Annotated in this window: 20 protein-coding genes and 1 pseudogene; 5 read left to right on the plus strand and 16 right to left on the minus strand. The window is 60.2% G+C overall.

Features of this window, described 5'->3' with window-relative positions; all coding sequences use genetic code 11:
- Positions 1–117 (plus strand): annotated as a pseudogene (locus EET67_RS16735) (IS5/IS1182 family transposase); the annotation flags it as partial.
- Positions 118–122: 5 nt separating this feature from the next.
- On the opposite strand, the gene EET67_RS16740 reads toward EET67_RS16735, so the two are convergent.
- Together EET67_RS16740 and EET67_RS16745 are read right to left on the minus strand one after the other, a co-directional pair.
- Positions 123–842 carry a response regulator gene (locus tag EET67_RS16740; RefSeq protein ID WP_128627347.1) on the minus strand — a complete coding sequence of 240 codons (720 nt, stop codon included), beginning with the start codon at positions 840–842 and terminating at the stop codon, positions 123–125.
- Positions 829–1,362, minus strand: coding sequence for a MarR family winged helix-turn-helix transcriptional regulator (locus EET67_RS16745; RefSeq protein ID WP_128627348.1), 534 nt, complete (start codon positions 1,360–1,362; stop codon positions 829–831). Before EET67_RS16745 ends, EET67_RS16740 begins: the two co-directional genes overlap by 14 nt.
- A 239-nt stretch (positions 1,363–1,601) precedes the next feature.
- On the opposite strand from EET67_RS16745, the gene EET67_RS16750 reads away from it, so the two are divergent.
- The 3 genes from EET67_RS16750 to EET67_RS16760 all read left to right on the plus strand — a co-directional run bounded on the left by EET67_RS16750 (position 1,602) and on the right by EET67_RS16760 (position 3,715).
- Positions 1,602–2,495, plus strand: coding sequence for a branched-chain amino acid aminotransferase (locus EET67_RS16750; RefSeq protein WP_128627349.1), 894 nt, complete (start codon positions 1,602–1,604; stop codon positions 2,493–2,495).
- Positions 2,496–2,671: 176 nt separating this feature from the next.
- Positions 2,672–2,956 carry a hypothetical protein gene (locus EET67_RS16755; protein ID WP_128627350.1) on the plus strand — a complete coding sequence of 95 codons (285 nt, stop codon included), beginning with the start codon at positions 2,672–2,674 and terminating at the stop codon, positions 2,954–2,956.
- A 117-nt stretch (positions 2,957–3,073) separates the two neighbouring features.
- A complete protein-coding gene (locus EET67_RS16760) occupies positions 3,074–3,715 on the plus strand; it encodes an MBL fold metallo-hydrolase (RefSeq protein ID WP_128627351.1) in 642 nt (213 codons plus the stop codon).
- A gap of 205 nt (positions 3,716–3,920) precedes the next feature.
- On the opposite strand, the gene pqqE is transcribed toward EET67_RS16760, so the two are convergent.
- From pqqE to EET67_RS16805, 8 genes are all read right to left on the minus strand, one after another.
- Positions 3,921–5,057: a pyrroloquinoline quinone biosynthesis protein PqqE gene (gene pqqE, locus EET67_RS16765; protein ID WP_128627352.1), complete on the minus strand. Its 1,137-nt coding sequence runs from the start codon at positions 5,055–5,057 to the stop codon at positions 3,921–3,923.
- Complete coding sequence (pqqD, locus tag EET67_RS16770) at positions 5,054–5,350, minus strand: pyrroloquinoline quinone biosynthesis peptide chaperone PqqD (RefSeq protein ID WP_245450971.1); 297 nt, start codon at positions 5,348–5,350, stop codon at positions 5,054–5,056. The genes pqqE and pqqD overlap by 4 nt, the downstream gene beginning before the upstream one ends.
- Positions 5,347–6,105, minus strand: a complete 759-nt coding sequence (gene pqqC / locus EET67_RS16775; protein ID WP_128627354.1) for a pyrroloquinoline-quinone synthase PqqC — start codon at positions 6,103–6,105, stop codon at positions 5,347–5,349. Before pqqC ends, pqqD begins: the two co-directional genes overlap by 4 nt.
- Positions 6,102–7,040, minus strand: coding sequence for a pyrroloquinoline quinone biosynthesis protein PqqB (gene pqqB / locus EET67_RS16780; protein ID WP_128627355.1), 939 nt, complete (start codon positions 7,038–7,040; stop codon positions 6,102–6,104). Before pqqB ends, pqqC begins: the two co-directional genes overlap by 4 nt.
- A gap of 326 nt (positions 7,041–7,366) precedes the next feature.
- A complete protein-coding gene (locus EET67_RS16790) occupies positions 7,367–7,927 on the minus strand; it encodes a PQQ-dependent catabolism-associated CXXCW motif protein (protein ID WP_128627357.1) in 561 nt (186 codons plus the stop codon).
- A 50-nt stretch (positions 7,928–7,977) separates the two neighbouring features.
- A complete protein-coding gene (locus EET67_RS16795; RefSeq protein ID WP_342634670.1) occupies positions 7,978–8,724 on the minus strand; it encodes a substrate-binding domain-containing protein in 747 nt (248 codons plus the stop codon).
- Between the two features lie 119 nt (positions 8,725–8,843).
- A complete protein-coding gene (locus tag EET67_RS16800) occupies positions 8,844–9,365 on the minus strand; it encodes a c-type cytochrome, methanol metabolism-related (RefSeq protein WP_128627359.1) in 522 nt (173 codons plus the stop codon).
- A gap of 162 nt (positions 9,366–9,527) precedes the next feature.
- On the minus strand, positions 9,528–11,429 hold the full coding sequence (locus EET67_RS16805; protein ID WP_128627360.1) for a methanol/ethanol family PQQ-dependent dehydrogenase: 1,902 nt from the start codon (positions 11,427–11,429) through the stop codon (positions 9,528–9,530).
- A gap of 624 nt (positions 11,430–12,053) precedes the next feature.
- On the opposite strand from EET67_RS16805, the gene EET67_RS16810 reads away from it, so the two are divergent.
- Positions 12,054–12,398 carry a hypothetical protein gene (locus tag EET67_RS16810; RefSeq protein WP_128627361.1) on the plus strand — a complete coding sequence of 115 codons (345 nt, stop codon included), beginning with the start codon at positions 12,054–12,056 and terminating at the stop codon, positions 12,396–12,398.
- Positions 12,399–12,436: 38 nt separating this feature from the next.
- Here the strand turns inward: EET67_RS16810 and EET67_RS16815 are convergent, their stop codons facing one another.
- The 6 genes from EET67_RS16815 to EET67_RS26110 form a co-directional block, all read right to left on the minus strand.
- A complete protein-coding gene (locus tag EET67_RS16815; RefSeq protein ID WP_128627362.1) occupies positions 12,437–13,300 on the minus strand; it encodes a quinoprotein dehydrogenase-associated SoxYZ-like carrier in 864 nt (287 codons plus the stop codon).
- Between the two features lie 94 nt (positions 13,301–13,394).
- The gene (locus tag EET67_RS16820; protein WP_128627363.1) at positions 13,395–14,363 is read right to left on the minus strand and encodes a quinoprotein relay system zinc metallohydrolase 2; all 969 of its coding nucleotides are present in this window, start codon (positions 14,361–14,363) and stop codon (positions 13,395–13,397) included.
- Positions 14,364–14,374: 11 nt separating this feature from the next.
- Positions 14,375–15,115 (minus strand): ABC transporter ATP-binding protein, encoded by a 741-nt coding sequence (locus tag EET67_RS16825; RefSeq protein WP_128627502.1) that lies wholly within the window; start codon positions 15,113–15,115, stop codon positions 14,375–14,377.
- Positions 15,084–15,905, minus strand: coding sequence for an ABC transporter permease (locus EET67_RS16830; protein WP_128627364.1), 822 nt, complete (start codon positions 15,903–15,905; stop codon positions 15,084–15,086). Before EET67_RS16830 ends, EET67_RS16825 begins: the two co-directional genes overlap by 32 nt.
- On the minus strand, positions 15,902–16,888 hold the full coding sequence (locus tag EET67_RS16835) for an ABC transporter substrate-binding protein (protein ID WP_128627365.1): 987 nt from the start codon (positions 16,886–16,888) through the stop codon (positions 15,902–15,904). The genes EET67_RS16830 and EET67_RS16835 overlap by 4 nt, the downstream gene beginning before the upstream one ends.
- Positions 16,889–16,934: 46 nt before the next feature.
- Positions 16,935–17,300, minus strand: coding sequence for a hypothetical protein (locus EET67_RS26110; RefSeq protein WP_245450973.1), 366 nt, complete (start codon positions 17,298–17,300; stop codon positions 16,935–16,937).
- Positions 17,301–17,492 lie beyond the last annotated feature (192 nt).

The following is a 17,492-nucleotide window of genomic DNA, read 5'->3' on the forward strand; positions in this document are numbered from 1 at the left end:
CTCAAACACTTCAGGGCGGTGGCCACAAGATACGACAAGCGTGACGACAATTTCCTCGCATCCGTCCAGCTCGCGTCAATCCGCATATGGCTGCGAACTTATGAGTCGGTCACCTAGCCTGTCTATTCGATGCTGAGGCGATAGCCGATGCCACGGACAGTCTGCAACCAGATAGGATTGGACGGGTCGCGCTCGATCTTGCGGCGCAGCCGGTTGATCTGCACGTCGATGGTACGCTCGCCGACATCGGATTCGCCGGCGACCAGTTCATGGCGCGGTATGGTTTCGCCGGCGCGTTCGGCAAAGATCGCCAGGATTTCCTGCTCGCGATCCGTGAGCTTCAGCGTTTCGCCGCCCTTCTTCAGCTCCCGCCGCGCGATCTGGAAGGTATAGGGCCCGAAGACCAGCTGCTCGACTTTCGGTGTCGTGGCCGGGCCGCCGCGACGCAATATGTTGTTGATGCGCAAGATCAGTTCGCGCGGATCGAAGGGCTTGGGCAGATAGTCGTCAGCCCCAGCTTCCAGTCCGGTGATGCGGCTGTCGGTCTCGGACAGCGCAGTCAGCATCAGGATCGGCACTTCCTTTTCGGTGCGCAGCGACTTCGTCAGGTCGACGCCGCTTTCGCCCGGCATCATCACGTCCAGGATCAGCAGATCGAAATCCAGTCCCGCAAGCTTGCGGCGGGCTTCCGCCGCCGTTCCGGCAACGGTGATGCGAAAGCCGTTCTCGCTCAGATACTGCTTCAGAAGATTGCGGATCCGCGTATCGTCATCGACGACAAGCAGATGCGGAGCGTCGTCGTCCGGAGCGGTAGGATTGTCAATGACGTCATTCGTCTCCATGGCTTTTCCCTCGCGTGTTTGCGGGCAGATTATCAATCTGCACTCTCCATTCGGGGTTGACCATCGCTTTCAGGAAGCTCTCGATCCCCTGGCGTTCGGCAGGTTGGGCATTTTCCAATGCAGCATGGATGCGGCGCGACTGTGGCCGCGCCAATGCCAGCGCCAGCTCACGTCCTTTTGCGGTCGGGTAAAGCTCGCGCTGCCGCCGATCTCGTGGGCCCTGGAGCTGCACGATGTGGCCTGTGTCGATGAGCTGCTTGAGAACGCGCGCCAGACTTTGCTTGGTTATCTGGAGCACGTCCAGCAGTTCGGCAACCGTCAGTCCTGGCATGCGATTTACAAAGTGCAGCACACGATGATGCGCGCGCCCGAACCCGTAGCCGGCCAGGATGTGGTCCGGGTCGGAAGTGAAATCCCGGTAGGCGAAGAACAACAGCTCGATGATCGACAGGTCGATGCCGTCATCATTGGTTATCGCCGTGCGGATAGGTTCGGCGCTGGCGCCATTGTGTTTCGACATCACGTTTAGCGAACTCGTAAATTTATGTCAGCCATGTTGACATATTTTGGGGGCATTGGTAACTTTTGGCAAGGTTTTCGGCGGATTGCGAACGAAAAGGTAAATTCCAAGCGGTTTTCACGGAATTTCCTGAGTTTGCCATTCCACCCTCATAGGCCTAAATTTCAATCCAAGAGCCGCCCTGCGCGACTTTGCACCCTGACTTTAATATGCGCGGGCAAGACCCGCAGGAGGATTTCATGGCATCCGTTCCTTTTGATCAGATGGATGGCTTCATCTGGATGAATGGCGAATTTGTCAAATGGGCCGACGCCAAGATTCATGTGCTCACCCATGGCCTGCACTATGCGAGCGCGGTGTTCGAAGGCGAGCGGGCCTATGGCGGCGAAATCTTCAAGCTGACCGAACATACCGAGCGCCTGCATGAATCGGCCAATATACTCGGCTTCAAGATTCCCTATTCGGTTGCCGAAATCGACGAGGCCTGCCGCCAATTGCTCAAGAAGCAAGGCTTCCAGGACGCCTATGTGCGCCCGATCGCCTGGCGCGGCAGTGAGCAGATGGGCGTGTCGGCCCAGAACAGCCGCATCAACTGCGCCATCGCCATCTGGCAGTGGCCGAGCTATTTCGACCCGGCACAGAAGCTCAAGGGCATCCGCCTCGACATGGCCGAGTATCGTCGGCCCGATCCGCGCACGGCGCCGTCGCGCGCCAAGGCTGCCGGCCTCTACATGATCTGCACGCTCTCCAAGCATGCCGCCGAAGCCAAGGGCTATGCCGATGCGATGATGCTCGACTGGCGCGGTCGCGTCGCGGAAGCCACCGGCGCCAACATCTTCTTCGTCAAGGACGGCAAGATCCACACGCCGGAGGCCGACTGCTTCCTCAATGGCATCACCCGCCAGACCGTGATCGAGCTTGCCCGCAAGCGCGGCCTGGAGGTCATCGAGCGGACGATCATGCCGGAAGAGTTGGACGGGCTGGAGCAGTGCTTCCTGACCGGTACGGCTGCGGAGGTGACGCCTGTGTCCGAGATCGGGCCGTATCGTTTCGAGGTCGGCGAGGTCTCCAAGACACTGATGAACGATTACACCGCTGCCGTTCAGCCCAAGCACGCCATCGCGGCGGAATAAGATCTTTGTGCGTCCGACTGGACGCACAGCCGATTGATCTGAAGCTTGCTGCCGCAGGTAGAACGCGATCTGCCTGCGGCATTTTAGCGCTATTGCATTTGACTTTCCGACAGTTCGGTTTCTGATGAGCAGGTCGGCTCGGCGCGAGTCGGCCTTACTGTTGGAGGGATAGTAAAATGGAAGCGCTTCTCCCTATCATCATACAAGCTGTGACCGGCGCCATCGGCGGCCTTGGAGTGGGTGCGGCACTCAAGCAGGCGGCGATGAGTGCGGCAGTCAAAGTTATATCCGGCGTCATCGGCGGTGTTGCCGGCGGCCAGATTTTGACGAATGTTTTGAGCGATCCCAATGTCGCGGGGGCACTCTCGGGAGTGCTCGGTGACGCGGCCGGCGGCGTGGTGGGTGGCGGTGTGCTGACCGCGATCGTCGGCGCGGTCATGGGCGCGATGAACAAGCGCTGATAGATTTTCTTGAAATTTCAACGGGCGGCCAATGGGTCGCCCGTTTGCTTTTGCGGATGCTTCCTTACAGCTGCGAAAGCCTCTAAATGAGCAGCAGCTTGAGACGAAAGGAAAACAATGGGCCAGCTCAATGCGGTGATCGTGCCGGTTACTCCCTTCCAGCAAAACTGCACAATCCTGTTCGACGCGACCGATCTGTCGGGCGTGGTCGTCGATCCGGGTGGGGATATCGACCAGATTCTTGCCGCGATCGAGGCCAAGGGAATCCGGATATCCGCCATCTGGCTGACGCATGGCCATATAGACCATGCCGGCGGCGCCATGGATTTGAAGGACAGGCTTGGCGTCGAGATCATCGGCCCGCATGAGGACGACCGGCCCCTGCTCGACAATCTGGAAAATCAGGCGGTACGTTTCGGCTTGCCCGACGGTGTGCGCAATTGCAGCCCCGACCGCTTTCTCACCGAGGGGGAAGCGGTCTCCTTCGGGGATCATGTCTTCGAGGTGCTGCATTGCCCCGGCCACGCCCCCGGCCACGTCGTCTATTATAACCGGACCGCGAAATTCGCCCATGTCGGCGATGTGCTCTTCCGCGGCTCGATCGGGCGAACCGATTTGCCCGGCGGCGACCATGCGGCGCTGATCCGTTCCATCAAGGAAAAGCTGCTGCCGCTCGGTGACGAGATCGGCTTCATCTGCGGCCATGGCCCCGGCGGGCGCTTCGGCGAAGAGCGGCGCAGCAATCCGTTTCTGCTGTGAGCGTTGCTCGGCAGCGGGAGGTCAATTGCATATGGCGTTGACCGACCCCCTCACCGCCTCGCTTTGCTCGGCACCTCTCCCCCTCAAAAGGGGAGAGGATGAGTGCCAGCGTTGCGGACGGCGTATCCTCTCCCCCGTCGAGCGGGGGAGAGGTGGTTTGCGAAGCAAACCGGTGAGGGGGTCGAAATCCATAGTAGGAACCTGACTATGAGGCAGGTTCCGAAACCGTGGTGATGCGGCGGTAGACGAAGGGTTCGGCGGTCGCATTGCCCGCCGTTTCGGCCTTGGCCGCCGCCATCGCATCGGCAACAAGCATCCCCATGCGCGCGTGGATCGGAGACTTTATGCAAGCCGGATCGGTTGCCGCCGGGTCGCCGGCAATTGCCATGGCCTGGCAGCGGCAGCCGCCCCAGTCGATCTCGCGGCGCTCGCAACTGCGGCAGGGCTCCTGCATCCAGTCGGTGCCGCGGAAGGCGTTGAAGGCGGGCGAGTTCGTCCAGATGTCGGCAAGCGAGCGCTCGCCGAAACGTTCGAATGTCAGCGTCCGGATCGTGTGCGCGGCATGGCATGGCAGGACAGTTCCGTCCGGCGCCACCATGAAGGCATCGCGTGCCCATCCGCCCATGCAGGGCTTGGGATAGGTGGCGAAATAGTCGGGCGTGACGAAATCGATATTCATGATGCCGCGCAGCCTCTCCTGCGCTTGCGCCACGACCTCGATCTGCCGCTCGACCGAGGCGCGGTCGGGCATCAGCGCATCGCGATTGACCAGCGCCCAGCCGGAATATTGCACATTGGCGATTTCAAGCCGCTCGGCACCAAGCGAGAGCGCAAGTTCGATGAATTCGGGCACTTCCTCAATATTGTGGCGGTGGATCGGCGCGTTGATGGTGAGGGGCAGGCCGGCAACCCGTACCCTTCTGGCCGTTTCCAGCTTCTTTTCATGGCCGCCGCGATAATGACCGATGCGCTCCGTGGTGGCCGCACGCGCGCCTTGGATGCTGAGCTGCACATGGTCGAGCCCGGCTTCGGCAAGCGCGCGGATCCGCCCCTCGGCTATGCCGACACCGGCAGTGATCAGATTGGTGTAGACGCCGCGTGCGGAAAGCCCTGCCACCATTTGCTCGAGATCGCGGCGCAGCGTCGGCTCTCCGCCGGAAAGATGCACCTGCAGCACGCCGAGGTCAGCGGCCTGATCGAACAGATCGAGCCAGCTTTGCGTATCGAGTTCGCGATTGGCTTTCAGAAGCTCGGTCGGGTTCGAGCAATAGGGGCATTGCAGCGGGCAGCGATGTGTCAGTTCGGCCAGCATGCCGATCGGGGGCAGGAGAGGTTCGCTCATAGCTTCACCAGCAGTTTGTCGGTCCATTCCTGCAGGAAGTCATGGACATCGGCGGCGACATCCTTTGCATCGGCGTCATATTCCGCTGCGAGGCGGTCCGTGATCGCCGCAACGGTCGAGCGACCGTCACACAGACGCAATATGTCGAGGCTGACATCGTTCGGCCAAAACACGCGCTCCGGCGAAAGCACGGCCCAAGCCTGGCGCACCGGATCGAACTGGATGCGGATATGGTGCGGCAGCGTCGGGCGTGCATCCTGCGAGACGATCGCCCTTGTGCGCGGCGTGCTCACTTTCTGTCCTCCGGACGGAATGCGCCGGGCGGGATGTGCCCCGCTTCGCCATAGGCCTGCATCAGCGCATCGAGCATCGCCCATAATATATCGCATTTGAAAACCAATGCATCGATTACTGCCTGCTGCCGCTCGGGCGTGTCGGCATGTTTCAGCGCATAGGAAAGTGCGAACTGGGCGTCACGTGAAGCCTGTTCGGGTCTGGCCTTGAAATAGGCAAGCGTGTCCTCGGTGACATAGTCATATTTGGCCAGCATTGCGGGAACGCGCTCGCCGATGATGACGGGCGAGAACAGTTCAGTCAGCGAGGAGGCGACGGCCTCCAGCAATGTGCGGTTGGTGCAGAAGGCGAGATAGGCGCCGACGGCAAAGCGGGTGGCAGGCAGCGCCAGCCGCTCGCCGATGACGTCATTGGCGTCAAGGCCGAGTCCTGTCGCTAGCTTGAGCCACTTGGCGATGCCGCCGCTCCAGCCGTCCTCGCCGTCGTGGTCTTCGATGCGCTTGCGCCATTCCGCACGGAAGGCGGGGTCTTCGGCGCGCGCCAGGATCATGGCGTCCTTGCGCGGGATCACCGCCTGATAGCAATAGCGGTTGAGCGCCCAGGCCTGCATCTGTCCTTTTGACAGCGCGCCGCTCACCATCAGGTGATGGAAGGGATGCAGATTATGATAGCGCTCGGCACCGACCTGCCGCAAAACGGCTTCGAGTTGCGCTGCCGAAAGCCCGCCTTTTGCCGCGTCATGGAAATCGCTCACAGTTCAACCTCCATGCCGTCAAAGCCTATTTCCCATCCGGCCGCCTGGACAGCCGCATGCTCGGCCGAGCTTTCGTCGAGCACCGGATTGGTGTTGTTGATGTGGACAAAGATGCGCCGCGAGATCGGCACGCCTTCCAGCCCGGCAATCGAACCCGTCTTGCCCGACATGGCGATATGGCCCATGCGTGCGCCGGTCTTGGTGCCGACGCCTGATGTGATCATTTCGTCGTCGGTATAAAGGGTGCCATCAAACAGCAGGCATGCGGCACCGGCCAGCCGATTGCGCAGGGCGTTGTCGATGCGGGCGCAGCCCGGAATGTAGAAGGCCGAATTCTCCGGCGTGTCGCCGACCAGCCGCACGGCAATGGTGTCGCCCTCGTCCGAGCCGAAATTGGCATCCGGCCGCCGCGCATCCTCCAGATAGAGCGCGATCTTTCCCGGCACGGCAAAGGCCTCGACGCGAATGCCGGTCGCGTTTCCTTCCGCGTCCTCTATGTCGGTTTCACCCGGAATATCCAGGGTGCGGCGGGGCACGATTTCCGGATCCAGCACGTTGAAGATCGAATTGGCGTCGAGCGCGGCCAGCACCTGGCTGGTCGCATAGATGGCAAAAGGCTGGCGTTCGCGCAGGCTGAGCAGGCCGGCGATGTGGTCGACATCGCCATTGGTCAATACGATTGCCCGGATCGGGGTCGAGCGCAGGGGTGAGCCGGTCTGAGGCTGTAATTGCGCAGTGGCTGCGATCTGTTGGCGGATGTCGGGCGAAGCGTTGAACAAAACCCACCCATGTCCGTCGGCGGATGCGGCCAGACTGGATTGGGTACGGGGTTGCACGCCAGCCACGCCGTCACGCGCAGCGCGGCTCAGCCGATAATTACAGTTCCACTGTGGGAAGCCGCCGCCGGCTGCCGATCCGATGATCTTGATGTGCATGGTGTTGGCGAAGTGGCGCGCGCCGCCGCGAGCGGCAGCACGCGCCTTGCGGCCTACTTCTTGGGAGTAATTTCAGCCGGCAGATACCGGGAAATTTCCATGCCCGCCGCTACTTGGCACATTGCAGGCTTAGTCCAGCTTTTCTTCATGTCTTCCTCCTAGCTACCGGCCCGTTGCCGAGGCCGATTCCGTCGTCCGTCAACCCGTGCCGCGATTGCGGCAGGGCTCGTCCAAATGGACAAACGAAAAAACAGGTCCTGAAAACGCGTAAACTATACTTCGAAACCTAACCTGACTCAAACTATCAATATTACACAAGGAAGTGACTATTTGGTGGCGGTGTAAGGCTTGATTTCCTCCAACGGCAGGCCGGCCTCCTCCCATCCATCCGCGCCTGACGGGTACCAGATCACCGAACTGTAACCCCATTCCACTGCCCGCTTGGCGGCGTTCCACGACATCCAGCAGTCAGCCATGCAATAAAACACTATGGCGCGCGACTTGTCGGAGCCGGTGTGGGTCGCTAGGCTGTCGCGGAAATACTCGGTCTGCTCTTTGGTAAGCGCGCCGTAACCGACATTGGCCAGCCAGACGCTTCTCGGAATGTCCTTCCTGACCTTGTCGCGCCAGATCGTGCCGGCCGGCAGATCGGCCGGTTTGGGCGTATGCGGCATGACGTCGAAGAACATCGCCTTCCTCTCGCGCCACAGACTTTCGGCTTGCGCCGTTGTCACGACGCGCGCGCCCTCAAGGGTGGTGGGCACCGGGGCACGGTATTCGTCCATCCGAAAGCTTTCCGGCTCAGCCGGACCACCGGCGAAAGCCAATGGCGGCATCGAGCTTAGAAGGCCCGCAACGAACAGCACGATCGCTCCCTTTCTCGTCATGGTTCAGGCGTTTCGCCCCGGAAGCCGGCGTCCCCCGCCGGCATTGACCTCTATTGCGTTATGACTTTGTCCTGCTCATCCAGCAGCGGCACATTGTATTCGAGCAGCAGCTTGTTGATCTCGTCCTGGTTCTCGCGGATGAAATCGTTGAGCGTGCGTTTCCATTCCTGATCGGAAGGGCGAACGCCCATGGTGATGCGATAAGACATCCGCGATCCGGTCTTCTCCTTGACCAGCGGCACGATCACCAGATCCGCTTTCGCATCCTTGACGTAGTATCCGGCCATCGGTCCCCAGACCAAAGCCGCATCGATGACGCCCTTGAGCATGTCCTTGACCATCAGTTCGGCCATCGAAGGCGCAATGCGGGTATCGACCGTGAGCGGATAGACTTTCGCATTGCCCATGAGCTTGGCGGCGGCCAGGTTCGCGGTTGGCGGCGTGGCCTCGACGACGCCGATCTTCTTGCCCGCCAGTCGGGAGTCCTCGATCGTTTCGACCCCATCCAACCCGCCACCCTTCGGATAGACCAGGACATAGGACGAGCGATAATAGGCATTGGTATTCTGCACCAGCTCATCGCCCTGGGCGTAGCCCATGATGATATCGCAGCGATTTGCCCTCAGCGTTTGGCGCACAAAACCCATCACCATCGGAAACCAGGTGTAGGAAACCGACTTGCGGCCGAGTTTGGCGGCGACCATTTCTGCCAGCTTGTTTTCGAAACCCTGGCCGTTCTTGTCGGTGAACGGCATGTTGGACGGATCGGCACAAACACGCAGCACATCCGGATCCACCAGTTCTCCTGCCGCCCCGAGCCCTGCGCCCTGAGCAAGAGCCAGGCCGGGCAAGGTTGCAGAGAATATGGCCGCGGTTGCTATCCGTTTGAATGCGTTGGCTTTTCGAGGTGACATCTTCATCCACCCATGCAGGACGCTTCGTGTTCCTTGGCGCTTTCGGGCTTGTCCTCCTTCTTGGGCGGACGGCCTCGCGGCAGGTCGCCGACGGCACGGGCGCGCAGATAGATATAGAGATCGTCCATGTAGCAATAGACGTTCTTGTTGTCGCCGAAGGCCGGCATGACGCTTTCCTTGCCGGCGCCGATATTCTTGCGGCCCTCGGCGACGATGGAAATGAAGGTCCCGTAATCCATGGTTTTCAAGGACTCGGCCAGGGCCGGCGCGTAGCTGGAGCCAACCCCATCCGGGCCGTGGCAGACATGGCAATCGGAGTGATAGCGGCGGTAGCCGCTGAACGTGTACCAATCGACGGTGCCATTCTCGAATTTGAAGGTCGGATTGCCTTCGGCATCGAAATATTTTCCGTCCTCGTCAGAGGCGATGGCTGCAGCCTCCTTGTTGTCTGCCTGGGCCATGCCAAGGCCGCCGGTGGCAAGCAGGAGCAGGGCGAGAGCCGGAAGTGCGATGCGAACTGTCATTCAAAACCTCGTAGTTGAACGTGCCACAAAGGAACGCCACGCCTCTGAGGGCGCCCGTAGCGAGATATAAGGATGCGAATGCGAGAACCCGGAAGAAGTTCCCGGATCCGGGTTCTCGTATCGGTGCCTGCCTGGGCAGGCACCTGCCAACTCACTTCCAGATCAGTCCGGAAGCCCGAAGACGGTCAACTGGCCACCAAGCGTGGTGTAGTCGGCAAGGCCGGCGTAACCACCAACGGCACCGAGGCCGGCCGTTCCGACAACCTGCGACTCGTCGCCCTGTTCACGGCCCTGATCGACCGCGCCGTGCCACGCCGCTGCATTGTCGGGCGACAATAGACCACCGGCAAGGCCGATGCCGGCCCAACCACCGACACCCGACAGAACGGCAATATATTGCTTGCCGCCATGCTCGTAGGTCGTGATGTTGCCGATGATGCCCGACGGGGTCTTGAACTTGTAGAGTTCCTTGCCGTCGGTATCGATCGCCTTGATGTAGCCTTCCAGCGTGCCGTAGAAGACGACATCGCCGTCTGTCGCAAGCGCGCCCGACCACACCGAGAACTGCTCGGGAACGGACCAGACGATCTCACCCTTTGCCGCATCCCAGGCGATGAAGTTACCCATTCCGCCGTGGCTGTTGGGCGCCGGATACATCGACACCGTGGCGCCCACATAGGGCTGTCCGGCGGTGTAGCTCACCCGGTAGGGCTCGTAGTCCATGCAGACATGGTTGGTCGGAACGTAGAACAGACCGGTCTTTGGCGAATAGGTAGCCGGCTGCTGGTCCTTGGTGCCGAGCGCCGCCGGGCATACGCCCGTGGTGTTGGTGTCTTCACCGTTCTGCTGGGTCGAGTATTGCGCCACGACCTGCGGACGGCCGTACTGGTCGCTGTCCTTGTCCATGACGACTTCGGTAGCCCAGTTCACGACTGGGTCGTACTTCTTGGCGACGAGAAGCTCGCCAGTGGCCCGATCCAGCGTATAGGCAAAGCCGTTACGGTCGAAGTGAACCAGAACGTCGTGCTTGGCGCCGTTTACCTCCATGTCGTCGACCAGAATGCTCTCATTGATGCCGTCATAGTCCCACTCGTCGTGGGGGGTCATCTGGTAGAGCCATTTGGCCATGCCGGTATCGGCGTCGCGGGCCATGATCGTCATCGACCAGCGATTGTCGCCAGGGCGCTGCACCGGATTCCAGGTCGATGGGTTGCCGGTTCCGTAATAGATCAGGTTGAGTTCCGGATCATAGGAGAACCAGCCCCAGGTCGTGCCGCCACCGGTCTTCCACTGCTCGCCTTCCCAGGACTTCAGACTGGAATCCGCGCCGATCGGCTTGCCGAGGTGAGTGGTCTTTTCGGGGTCCACCAGCATTTCCGCATCCGGTCCGGTGGAGTAGGCCTTCCATGCCAGAGAGCCATCCTTGAGATTGTAGGCTGCGGTCCAGCCGCGAACGCCGAACTCGGCACCCGACACGCCGATGATGACCTTGTCCTTGACGACCATCGGCGCGGCCGTTCCGGATTCGCCCTTGCTGCCGTCGATCTGGTCGCCGTTCTTGACCGACCATGCAACCTTGCCGGTCTTTGCATCAAGCGCCACAACCGTGGTGTCCGCCTGGTTCAGGATGATCTTGCCGTCGCCATAAGCCACGCCGCGATTGACCGTGTCGCAGCACATTATGGGGATAACGTTCGGATCCTGCTTGGGCTCGTATTTCCACAGAATCTTGCCGTCATTATTGAGATCGAGCGCATAGACGATGTTTGGGAACGGCGTATGGACATACATGACGTCGTCGATGATGAGCGGCCCGCCTTCATGGCCCCGCAGCACGCCGGTGGAGAATGTCCACTTGACCTGCAGATCCTTCACATTGTCCTTGGTGATCTGGTTCAGTTTTGAGAAGCGGGTGTTGGCGTAATCACCCGTTGGCATCGCCCAGTTCTTGGCATCCGCCGCAAGTTTGGCCAAGTCCTCATTGGCCGACGCTGTATATACTGCGCCGCATGTCAAGAATGCAGCGGTCGTCAGAAGATAGGCAGTTTTCCTGAGTACACGCATTGAAATCCTCCCGGGGTTCACATTCACGAAGCTTGGGGTGAGCCCATAGGGCTCGCCCATGCGATTCATGTGTGGGAAGTATTTCCGGCAGCGTGTCACGACCTAAGCCAGACGGGCAGAGGGCACCGTTACTGCCCAACTCGCTTGGCCTACGAAAGACAGTCGCCGCTCCCTAGTGACGGTGACGCCCTTGAAGCCGGAAACAAGGGAAGGCTATGTCATAAATTTTTGTAAGGCAAGCAGAAACGGCTTTCACCATGTTGCGCTGCAATATAAGTTGAGCTTTACTTAGTTGAGAAAATTTCATGTATAAACAGGGATTTGTGTTTTGAGTTTAGGCGAGTAAACTCACGATAATAGCTATTAGGGAGGGGATTTTAAGTTATTCTAACTGTTACATATCTTTATTTTATTTATGCGCCTCCACCGCGACCTGTTTTCGACATTGCCTTCAGAGTCACTGTTAGTGGGTGACAGCCAAGCAACATCATGATCCACTGCCGTTCGCACGCTTGTCACGCGTCGCCTTGAAAGAGCGCGGCCCCTTCCTCCTTTGGTCCTATATGGCAGGTTGACCAGCCCGTCGGCTTGTTGCCAACTGGAGCACTTCGGAGGATCAAGACCATGGTTTCAGCATTGAGAATTGTTCTGGCCGCCGGCATGGTGGCGGCAGCGGGGTCCTCGTCCCTTGCTGCCAGCGACTACCCCACTTCGGCTCTTGCCGATTACGTCTATGGTTGCATGAAGTCCAACGGCGAGACACGGGACATGCTCGAACGCTGTTCCTGTTCGATCGACGTGATTGCCTCGATCGTTCCCTATGACCATTACGTCCGGGCCGAGACATTCAAGCGGATGGCGCAGATGTCGGGCGAAGCGAGCGGGCTGTTTCGCGAGAGCGCCCCGGCAAAAGCCGCCACCACCGAATTGAAGCGCGCGCAGGCGGAAGCCGATGTCCGCTGCTTTTAGAGCAAGCCAGAAGCCGGCTTAACAACTGTCTGCAAAAATCAGAGGCCGGCTGCCTCCAGCGGCCATTGATCGCGAAATACCTTGCCATCGGTATCGACCGCCTCGACCCGGATTTCGCCGTTGCCGTCGGGCGTGTAGTCGAACCGGAAATTCGGGTCTTCCGAAATCGAAATTCCACCTTCCATGCTGAGGATTGGCCGGTCGTCCTGCGACACGGACAATTTATGAATGAAGTGCGGCGGGATGAAGTATTGCGTCAGCGGATCCTTCTGCAGGCCCGAATTGTTGGGGTGACGGATCATCAACTGCAGTTCCCGGCCCTTGCCGGTCTGTGAATCCTGCTCGGCAAACTGGCGCAGTTTCATCTGCCCCATGGTTCTGTTTGCCTCATCCTGGTTCTTCACCGCCGGCGCCGAACATCCGCCCGAGGCCTTGACGTAGGTTTGCGCCATGTGAAGCTCGCCATTCGCGGTCTCGGCGATGGCGCGCAGATAGGAATAGTCGTCGACACGCAGGCGGGTCGACAGATGCGTCACGCCCGAATTTTCGCCAAACTGGAATGTCGCGGCAACCGGGGACGGATTGACGTCGACGATCAATGTCAGGGATTTTATCCCACCGGGAAATTTTGCCGGGTCGATAAAGATATCGACCGGGACAAGGGCTGCATCCTGCGCGCGCTTGGGTGCCTCTATGCGTATCAGACCGGTGTCCGACTGGATCGTGCGGTCTTCGAAGACGTCCGTCTTCAATTCGTTCCAGATCTTTTCGGAGGGTGCGTTCGCCGCCTGCGAATAAGCCAAGCTCGGCATCGCGCATATGCACGCTGCAAGAGCAAGCGCCGCAGCCATCTTGGATGCCGTGCCGGCCATAGGCCGCCGGTCCTGCCGAACAGCTTTCATTTCATGCCTCCACCGAGTGAAAAGGTGGCGCCCTGGCATGTAAATCATAGCTCCTGGCCGCCGGATTGGCAAACCGGCGCCTGAGCCTTCGCCATCATTCCCATTCGAGTTCGGCATAGGCTGCGGTGGCGTTGCGTTCATTGTATTCATCGAACAGTTGCCAATCGCTTCGCGCGCTCGATGCGGCGGTTCCAACCGCTTCCGCCAGGGGCGTGCCATCTTCTATCGCTTTGCGCAGGTCCCGTGCCAACGCCTCGAAATAGTGGCGCTGCGGCTGCAGCGCCTGCGGCCAAGAGGCAGGTGCCGTGCCGTGCCCGGGTACGACGTGCGCAGCCTTGATCGCCGCCAGTTCATCCATTTGCCCAAGCCAGCCGAGCAGCGAGCCGTCGAGAGTGGGCAGATGCTCCAGAAACACCAGATCGCCGGCAAAAAGCGTCTGCGTCGCCGGGTCGAACACCGTCAGGTCATTGTCGGTGTGGGCAGGCTTCCACGCTCGCAACTCGATCTTGCGGCCGCCGAGGTCGAGTTCCTGCCGGTCCGTGATCAGCATGGTCGGGGCGATAATCTCCACGCCCTTCATCAGCGTCGCGCCAATCTGGTTGCGATAGCTGCGCAAATAGAATTCTCCACGCGCGGCCAGCGCACGCGGCAGGTTGCGATGTCCGATCAGGGTCGCGCCGGCATCGCGGAATACCGCATTGCCGAAAATGTGGTCGGGATGCATATGGGTGTTGACCAGATACCGGATCGGCTTGTCGGTTATTCCACGGATTGCGGCGAGGAAAGCGCCAGCCTCGACGATGCTGCCGCCGCTGTCGATGACGGCCACCGCATCGTCGCCGATGACGATGCCGAGATTGCAGATTGCGCCATGATTGGCCTCGTTCATCAATTCGTTTGCGCCGGTAAAGACATGAACGCCGTCGACAATTTCGGTCAGCGTGAAGGATTCGGCAGCCACCGCCTGTATCCAGGTTCCACCGCAGCACAAAGGCAGCGTTGCGCCGATACCGAGACAGGCAAACCCCTTCACGACCTGTCTTCGTGACGTATCGAATGCCATTCCTCGCACCATCACATCACGTCCGGAAATTTCTGGCTGAACGAGCGCGCCAGATCGCTCATGACCTGCGGGTTGCGGCTTTGGCGCGGCAGCCTGACGTCAAAATAGCCCAGAACATGCGCCGGCCGTGCCGACAGGACGATGATCCGGTCGGACAGCATCAGCGCCTCGCGCACATTGTGGGTGACCATCAGCGCCGTCGTTGGCCGGGCGGACCAGATGTCGAGCAGCAGATAGCGCAGCCGCGAGGCGGTCTGCTCATCCAGCGAGACAAAGGGCTCATCGAGAAGCAGAATGGCGGGTTCGGTCGCGAAAGCCCGAGCGAGCGCTGCCCGCCGGGCAAGGCCAAGTGACAGTTCGGCTGGAAAGAGAGAGCGAACCGAGACAAGGCCAAGCGCCTTGAACAGCCAGTCCAGATCGATGTTCCTGCGCGCCTTTGGCAAGCCAAGCCTGACATTCTGCTCCAGCGTCCTCCAGGGCAGCAGTGTGGGTTCCTGAAAGACCGCTGCAATGCGGCCTGTTTCGCTAGTAGGCAGTTCGAACGAGCCTTTGAAATCCTGATCCAGTCCCAGCAGGATGCGCAGCGTCGTGGTCTTACCGCAGCCCGATGGCCCGAGCAGGCAGGCGAACTCGCCCTGCCGGACCTCGAAGGACAGATTTTCGAGCGCCTTCACGGCAATGCCCTCCGCCGAGCGAAAGGTCTTTTCGGCGATGTCGACCCTAAGCGGGGCGGCCGCGCCAACGGGTTGCATGTCGTTCAAAGGGCTGCACCAGAAGAAGTTCGATCAGGAGCATGATGGCCACGAAGGCCAGCGTATAGGCAAGGATCGCGGCGACGTCGAAAAGCTGGAAATAGAGGTAGATCTGGAAGCCGACGCCGTTCGAGCGGCCGAGCAATTCGACGACGAGCACGATCTTCCAGATCAGCGCAATGCCCGAGCGGGATGCCGCGGCAAAGTAGGGCTGCAACTGCGGCAGAAGGATATGGCGGAAGCGGTCGAGCCGGCTGAAGCGGTAGACGAAGGCCATTTCCCCGTAGCGCCGGTCAAGGGCGCGAGCACCTTCCCGCATGGTGACGATGACGTTGGGGATCTTGTTGACCGCCACCGCGCCGATCGCCGCAACCTCGTTGAGGCCGAACCAGATATAGGCAAGCACGATGATGACCAAGGCTGGAATATTGAGGAAGAGGATGACCCAGGCATTGAAGAACTGGTCAGCACGGCGATAGGTGCCGAGCAGGATACCGATGGCAGAGCCGATGGCCATCGCCAGAATGAAGGAAGCGGCCACGCGGGCAAGTGTCGCGCCCAGATGATAGGCAAGTTCGCCACTGGCGGCCTCGTTGAGGAGGGTCTGCCAGACCCGATCTGGTGGCGGGAACGCCCGGCTTGGCCAGGCGGCGGCCGCGAAGCTCCACGAGAGATATAAAACCAGGAGCGACACCGCGATGGTCAGTCCCGGTGTCAGTGCGCGAAGCAACGGACTGAACGACGTGGTTCGGCCGGCATGCTCGCCCTCGCCAGTGGTTTCCTGCCTCATTCGATCAATTCCGGCCAGAAGGTGCCGGGCGCCATTTCTGGCGTCTGGCCGACAAGCTTTTCTCCGCCGATCTGGGCCAGCACCCGGTAGAGCAGGGCGGCATCGGCCTGCTCTTCAGCGATCGGGCGTGTGGGAATTCCCTCGCGATAGCGGTCGCGCAGTTTTTCAAGTTCCGCGCCGTCCGCACGAATAAGCGGCTTCAGGCGCAGCCATTCTTCATCAGACGTCGCCAGGATATGCTTGGCCGCGCGCGATGCCTTGACCAGACCCATGGCGGCGGACGGATTTTCGCGAGCCCATCCGTCATGGAAGACATATCCCAGTGCCGAGACTGACCCTGTCGCGCCAAGCATCCGTGCCGCATCGTCGGCACCGAAGAGGCGGCGGAAGCCGTTTGCCTCCAAGCGCGCGCAAAAATGCCAGAAATTCAGCACCGCATCGAGTTCGCCCTCCAGTGCCTTCTCGGACAGAAGGGGCGGGGCGCCGAAGACGATCTCGTTGTTTGCCGTCAGGTCGAGATTGTGGTCGCGTTTGGCAACTGCCTGGATGAGAAGCCAGCTTTTGTCGAGCGGTCCGCCAGTGACACCGATCTTGCGTGCCTTCAGGTCGGCGAGGGATTTGATCGGCGAGGAGCCCTTCACCATGATTGCGCCGACGGCGGAAGAAAACGGGACGAGGGTTACGTCGCTGCCCGCCGAGCGTTGCTGCGACACCCAAATCCAGTCCGAAACGATGACATCTATGGCGCCGGCAAGCATCGCCACATTGGTTGCATCCTCGCCGGCGAAATAGACGACTTCCAGGTCGATCCCGTTTGCGGCGTCGAGGCGGTGATGCTTCAGCGTGTCAAGTTCCCAGCTGACGGTGCCGAATTTCAGCACGCCGACCCGGACCTTGTCTGCGGCCAGACCGGATTCGGGTGCAAAAAGGGTTGCGGCCCCAAGTCCAGCCAATCGAAGAGCACTGCGCCGGGAAAACATCATGGTGTGTGCACCTGGTTCCGAGACAAGCGAGACTCCTCTGCGACGGTCAGATGGTCCGTCCCCTGTCCGGATATGCACATTTCCAGCGTGTGACCTTGTGCTTTGGATGTTCCATCGACCATTTTGCGATTTCGCCCGGCGCCAGGAACATGCATTGGGTGAGCGAGCCGCGGCTTTCGAAATAAAGATGTTCGTCCCGGCACTGGCTCGGGTTCGAAGCGAGGCAGACCGTCAATATCAGATCGACCATAAGCATCTTCAGCACCTTTCGTTGCGACCAATGTGGAAACACGAGCGCACGGAATGTGGCAGGCCAGCATTCATTCTCCGGGGTGCCGCCGGAAGAACTCTCGAAGCTACGCGTTCGGTGCAGTTGCGTCAATGAAGACACTAAAAACGGCTGGTCCGACAACCTGGCGCGACCCCCTGCCGCGGCTGTCTGCACCTTGGTACGATTGACTTCCGCCCGCCCAGGCCTAGCTTGTCGCGTCTAAGCGGTGTCGCAACTTCGCCGCATATGACCTGAAAATTAGCGCTCCCGCACAGCATATCCAACAGCAGCGGGAACGGTGTTGTATCCGTTGTTCAGGGCACCCTGACATTT

Origin of the sequence: Borborobacter arsenicus (assembly GCF_003934165.1) — a bacterium.
GTDB classification, from domain to species: Bacteria; Pseudomonadota; Alphaproteobacteria; order Rhizobiales; family Rhizobiaceae; genus Pseudaminobacter; species Pseudaminobacter arsenicus.

Bases quoted from the DNA above. Each gene is read 5' to 3' on its own strand.
- EET67_RS16740 (WP_128627347.1), bottom strand. From the start codon at position 842: ATGGAGACGAATGACGTCATTGACAATCCTACCGCTCCGGACGACGAC.
- EET67_RS16745 (WP_128627348.1), bottom strand. From the start codon at position 1,362: ATGTCGAAACACAATGGCGCCAGCGCCGAACCTATCCGCACGGCGATA.
- EET67_RS16750 (WP_128627349.1), top strand. From the start codon at position 1,602: ATGGCATCCGTTCCTTTTGATCAGATGGATGGCTTCATCTGGATGAAT.
- EET67_RS16755 (WP_128627350.1), top strand. From the start codon at position 2,672: ATGGAAGCGCTTCTCCCTATCATCATACAAGCTGTGACCGGCGCCATC.
- EET67_RS16760 (WP_128627351.1), top strand. From the start codon at position 3,074: ATGGGCCAGCTCAATGCGGTGATCGTGCCGGTTACTCCCTTCCAGCAA.
- pqqE (WP_128627352.1), bottom strand. From the start codon at position 5,057: ATGAGCGAACCTCTCCTGCCCCCGATCGGCATGCTGGCCGAACTGACA.
- pqqB (WP_128627355.1), bottom strand. From the start codon at position 7,040: ATGCACATCAAGATCATCGGATCGGCAGCCGGCGGCGGCTTCCCACAG.
- EET67_RS16790 (WP_128627357.1), bottom strand. From the start codon at position 7,927: ATGACGAGAAAGGGAGCGATCGTGCTGTTCGTTGCGGGCCTTCTAAGC.
- EET67_RS16800 (WP_128627359.1), bottom strand. From the start codon at position 9,365: ATGACAGTTCGCATCGCACTTCCGGCTCTCGCCCTGCTCCTGCTTGCC.
- EET67_RS16805 (WP_128627360.1), bottom strand. From the start codon at position 11,429: ATGCGTGTACTCAGGAAAACTGCCTATCTTCTGACGACCGCTGCATTC.
- EET67_RS16810 (WP_128627361.1), top strand. From the start codon at position 12,054: ATGGTTTCAGCATTGAGAATTGTTCTGGCCGCCGGCATGGTGGCGGCA.
- EET67_RS16815 (WP_128627362.1), bottom strand. From the start codon at position 13,300: ATGAAAGCTGTTCGGCAGGACCGGCGGCCTATGGCCGGCACGGCATCC.
- EET67_RS16820 (WP_128627363.1), bottom strand. From the start codon at position 14,363: ATGGCATTCGATACGTCACGAAGACAGGTCGTGAAGGGGTTTGCCTGT.
- EET67_RS16825 (WP_128627502.1), bottom strand. From the start codon at position 15,115: ATGCAACCCGTTGGCGCGGCCGCCCCGCTTAGGGTCGACATCGCCGAA.
- EET67_RS16830 (WP_128627364.1), bottom strand. From the start codon at position 15,905: ATGAGGCAGGAAACCACTGGCGAGGGCGAGCATGCCGGCCGAACCACG.
- EET67_RS16835 (WP_128627365.1), bottom strand. From the start codon at position 16,888: ATGATGTTTTCCCGGCGCAGTGCTCTTCGATTGGCTGGACTTGGGGCC.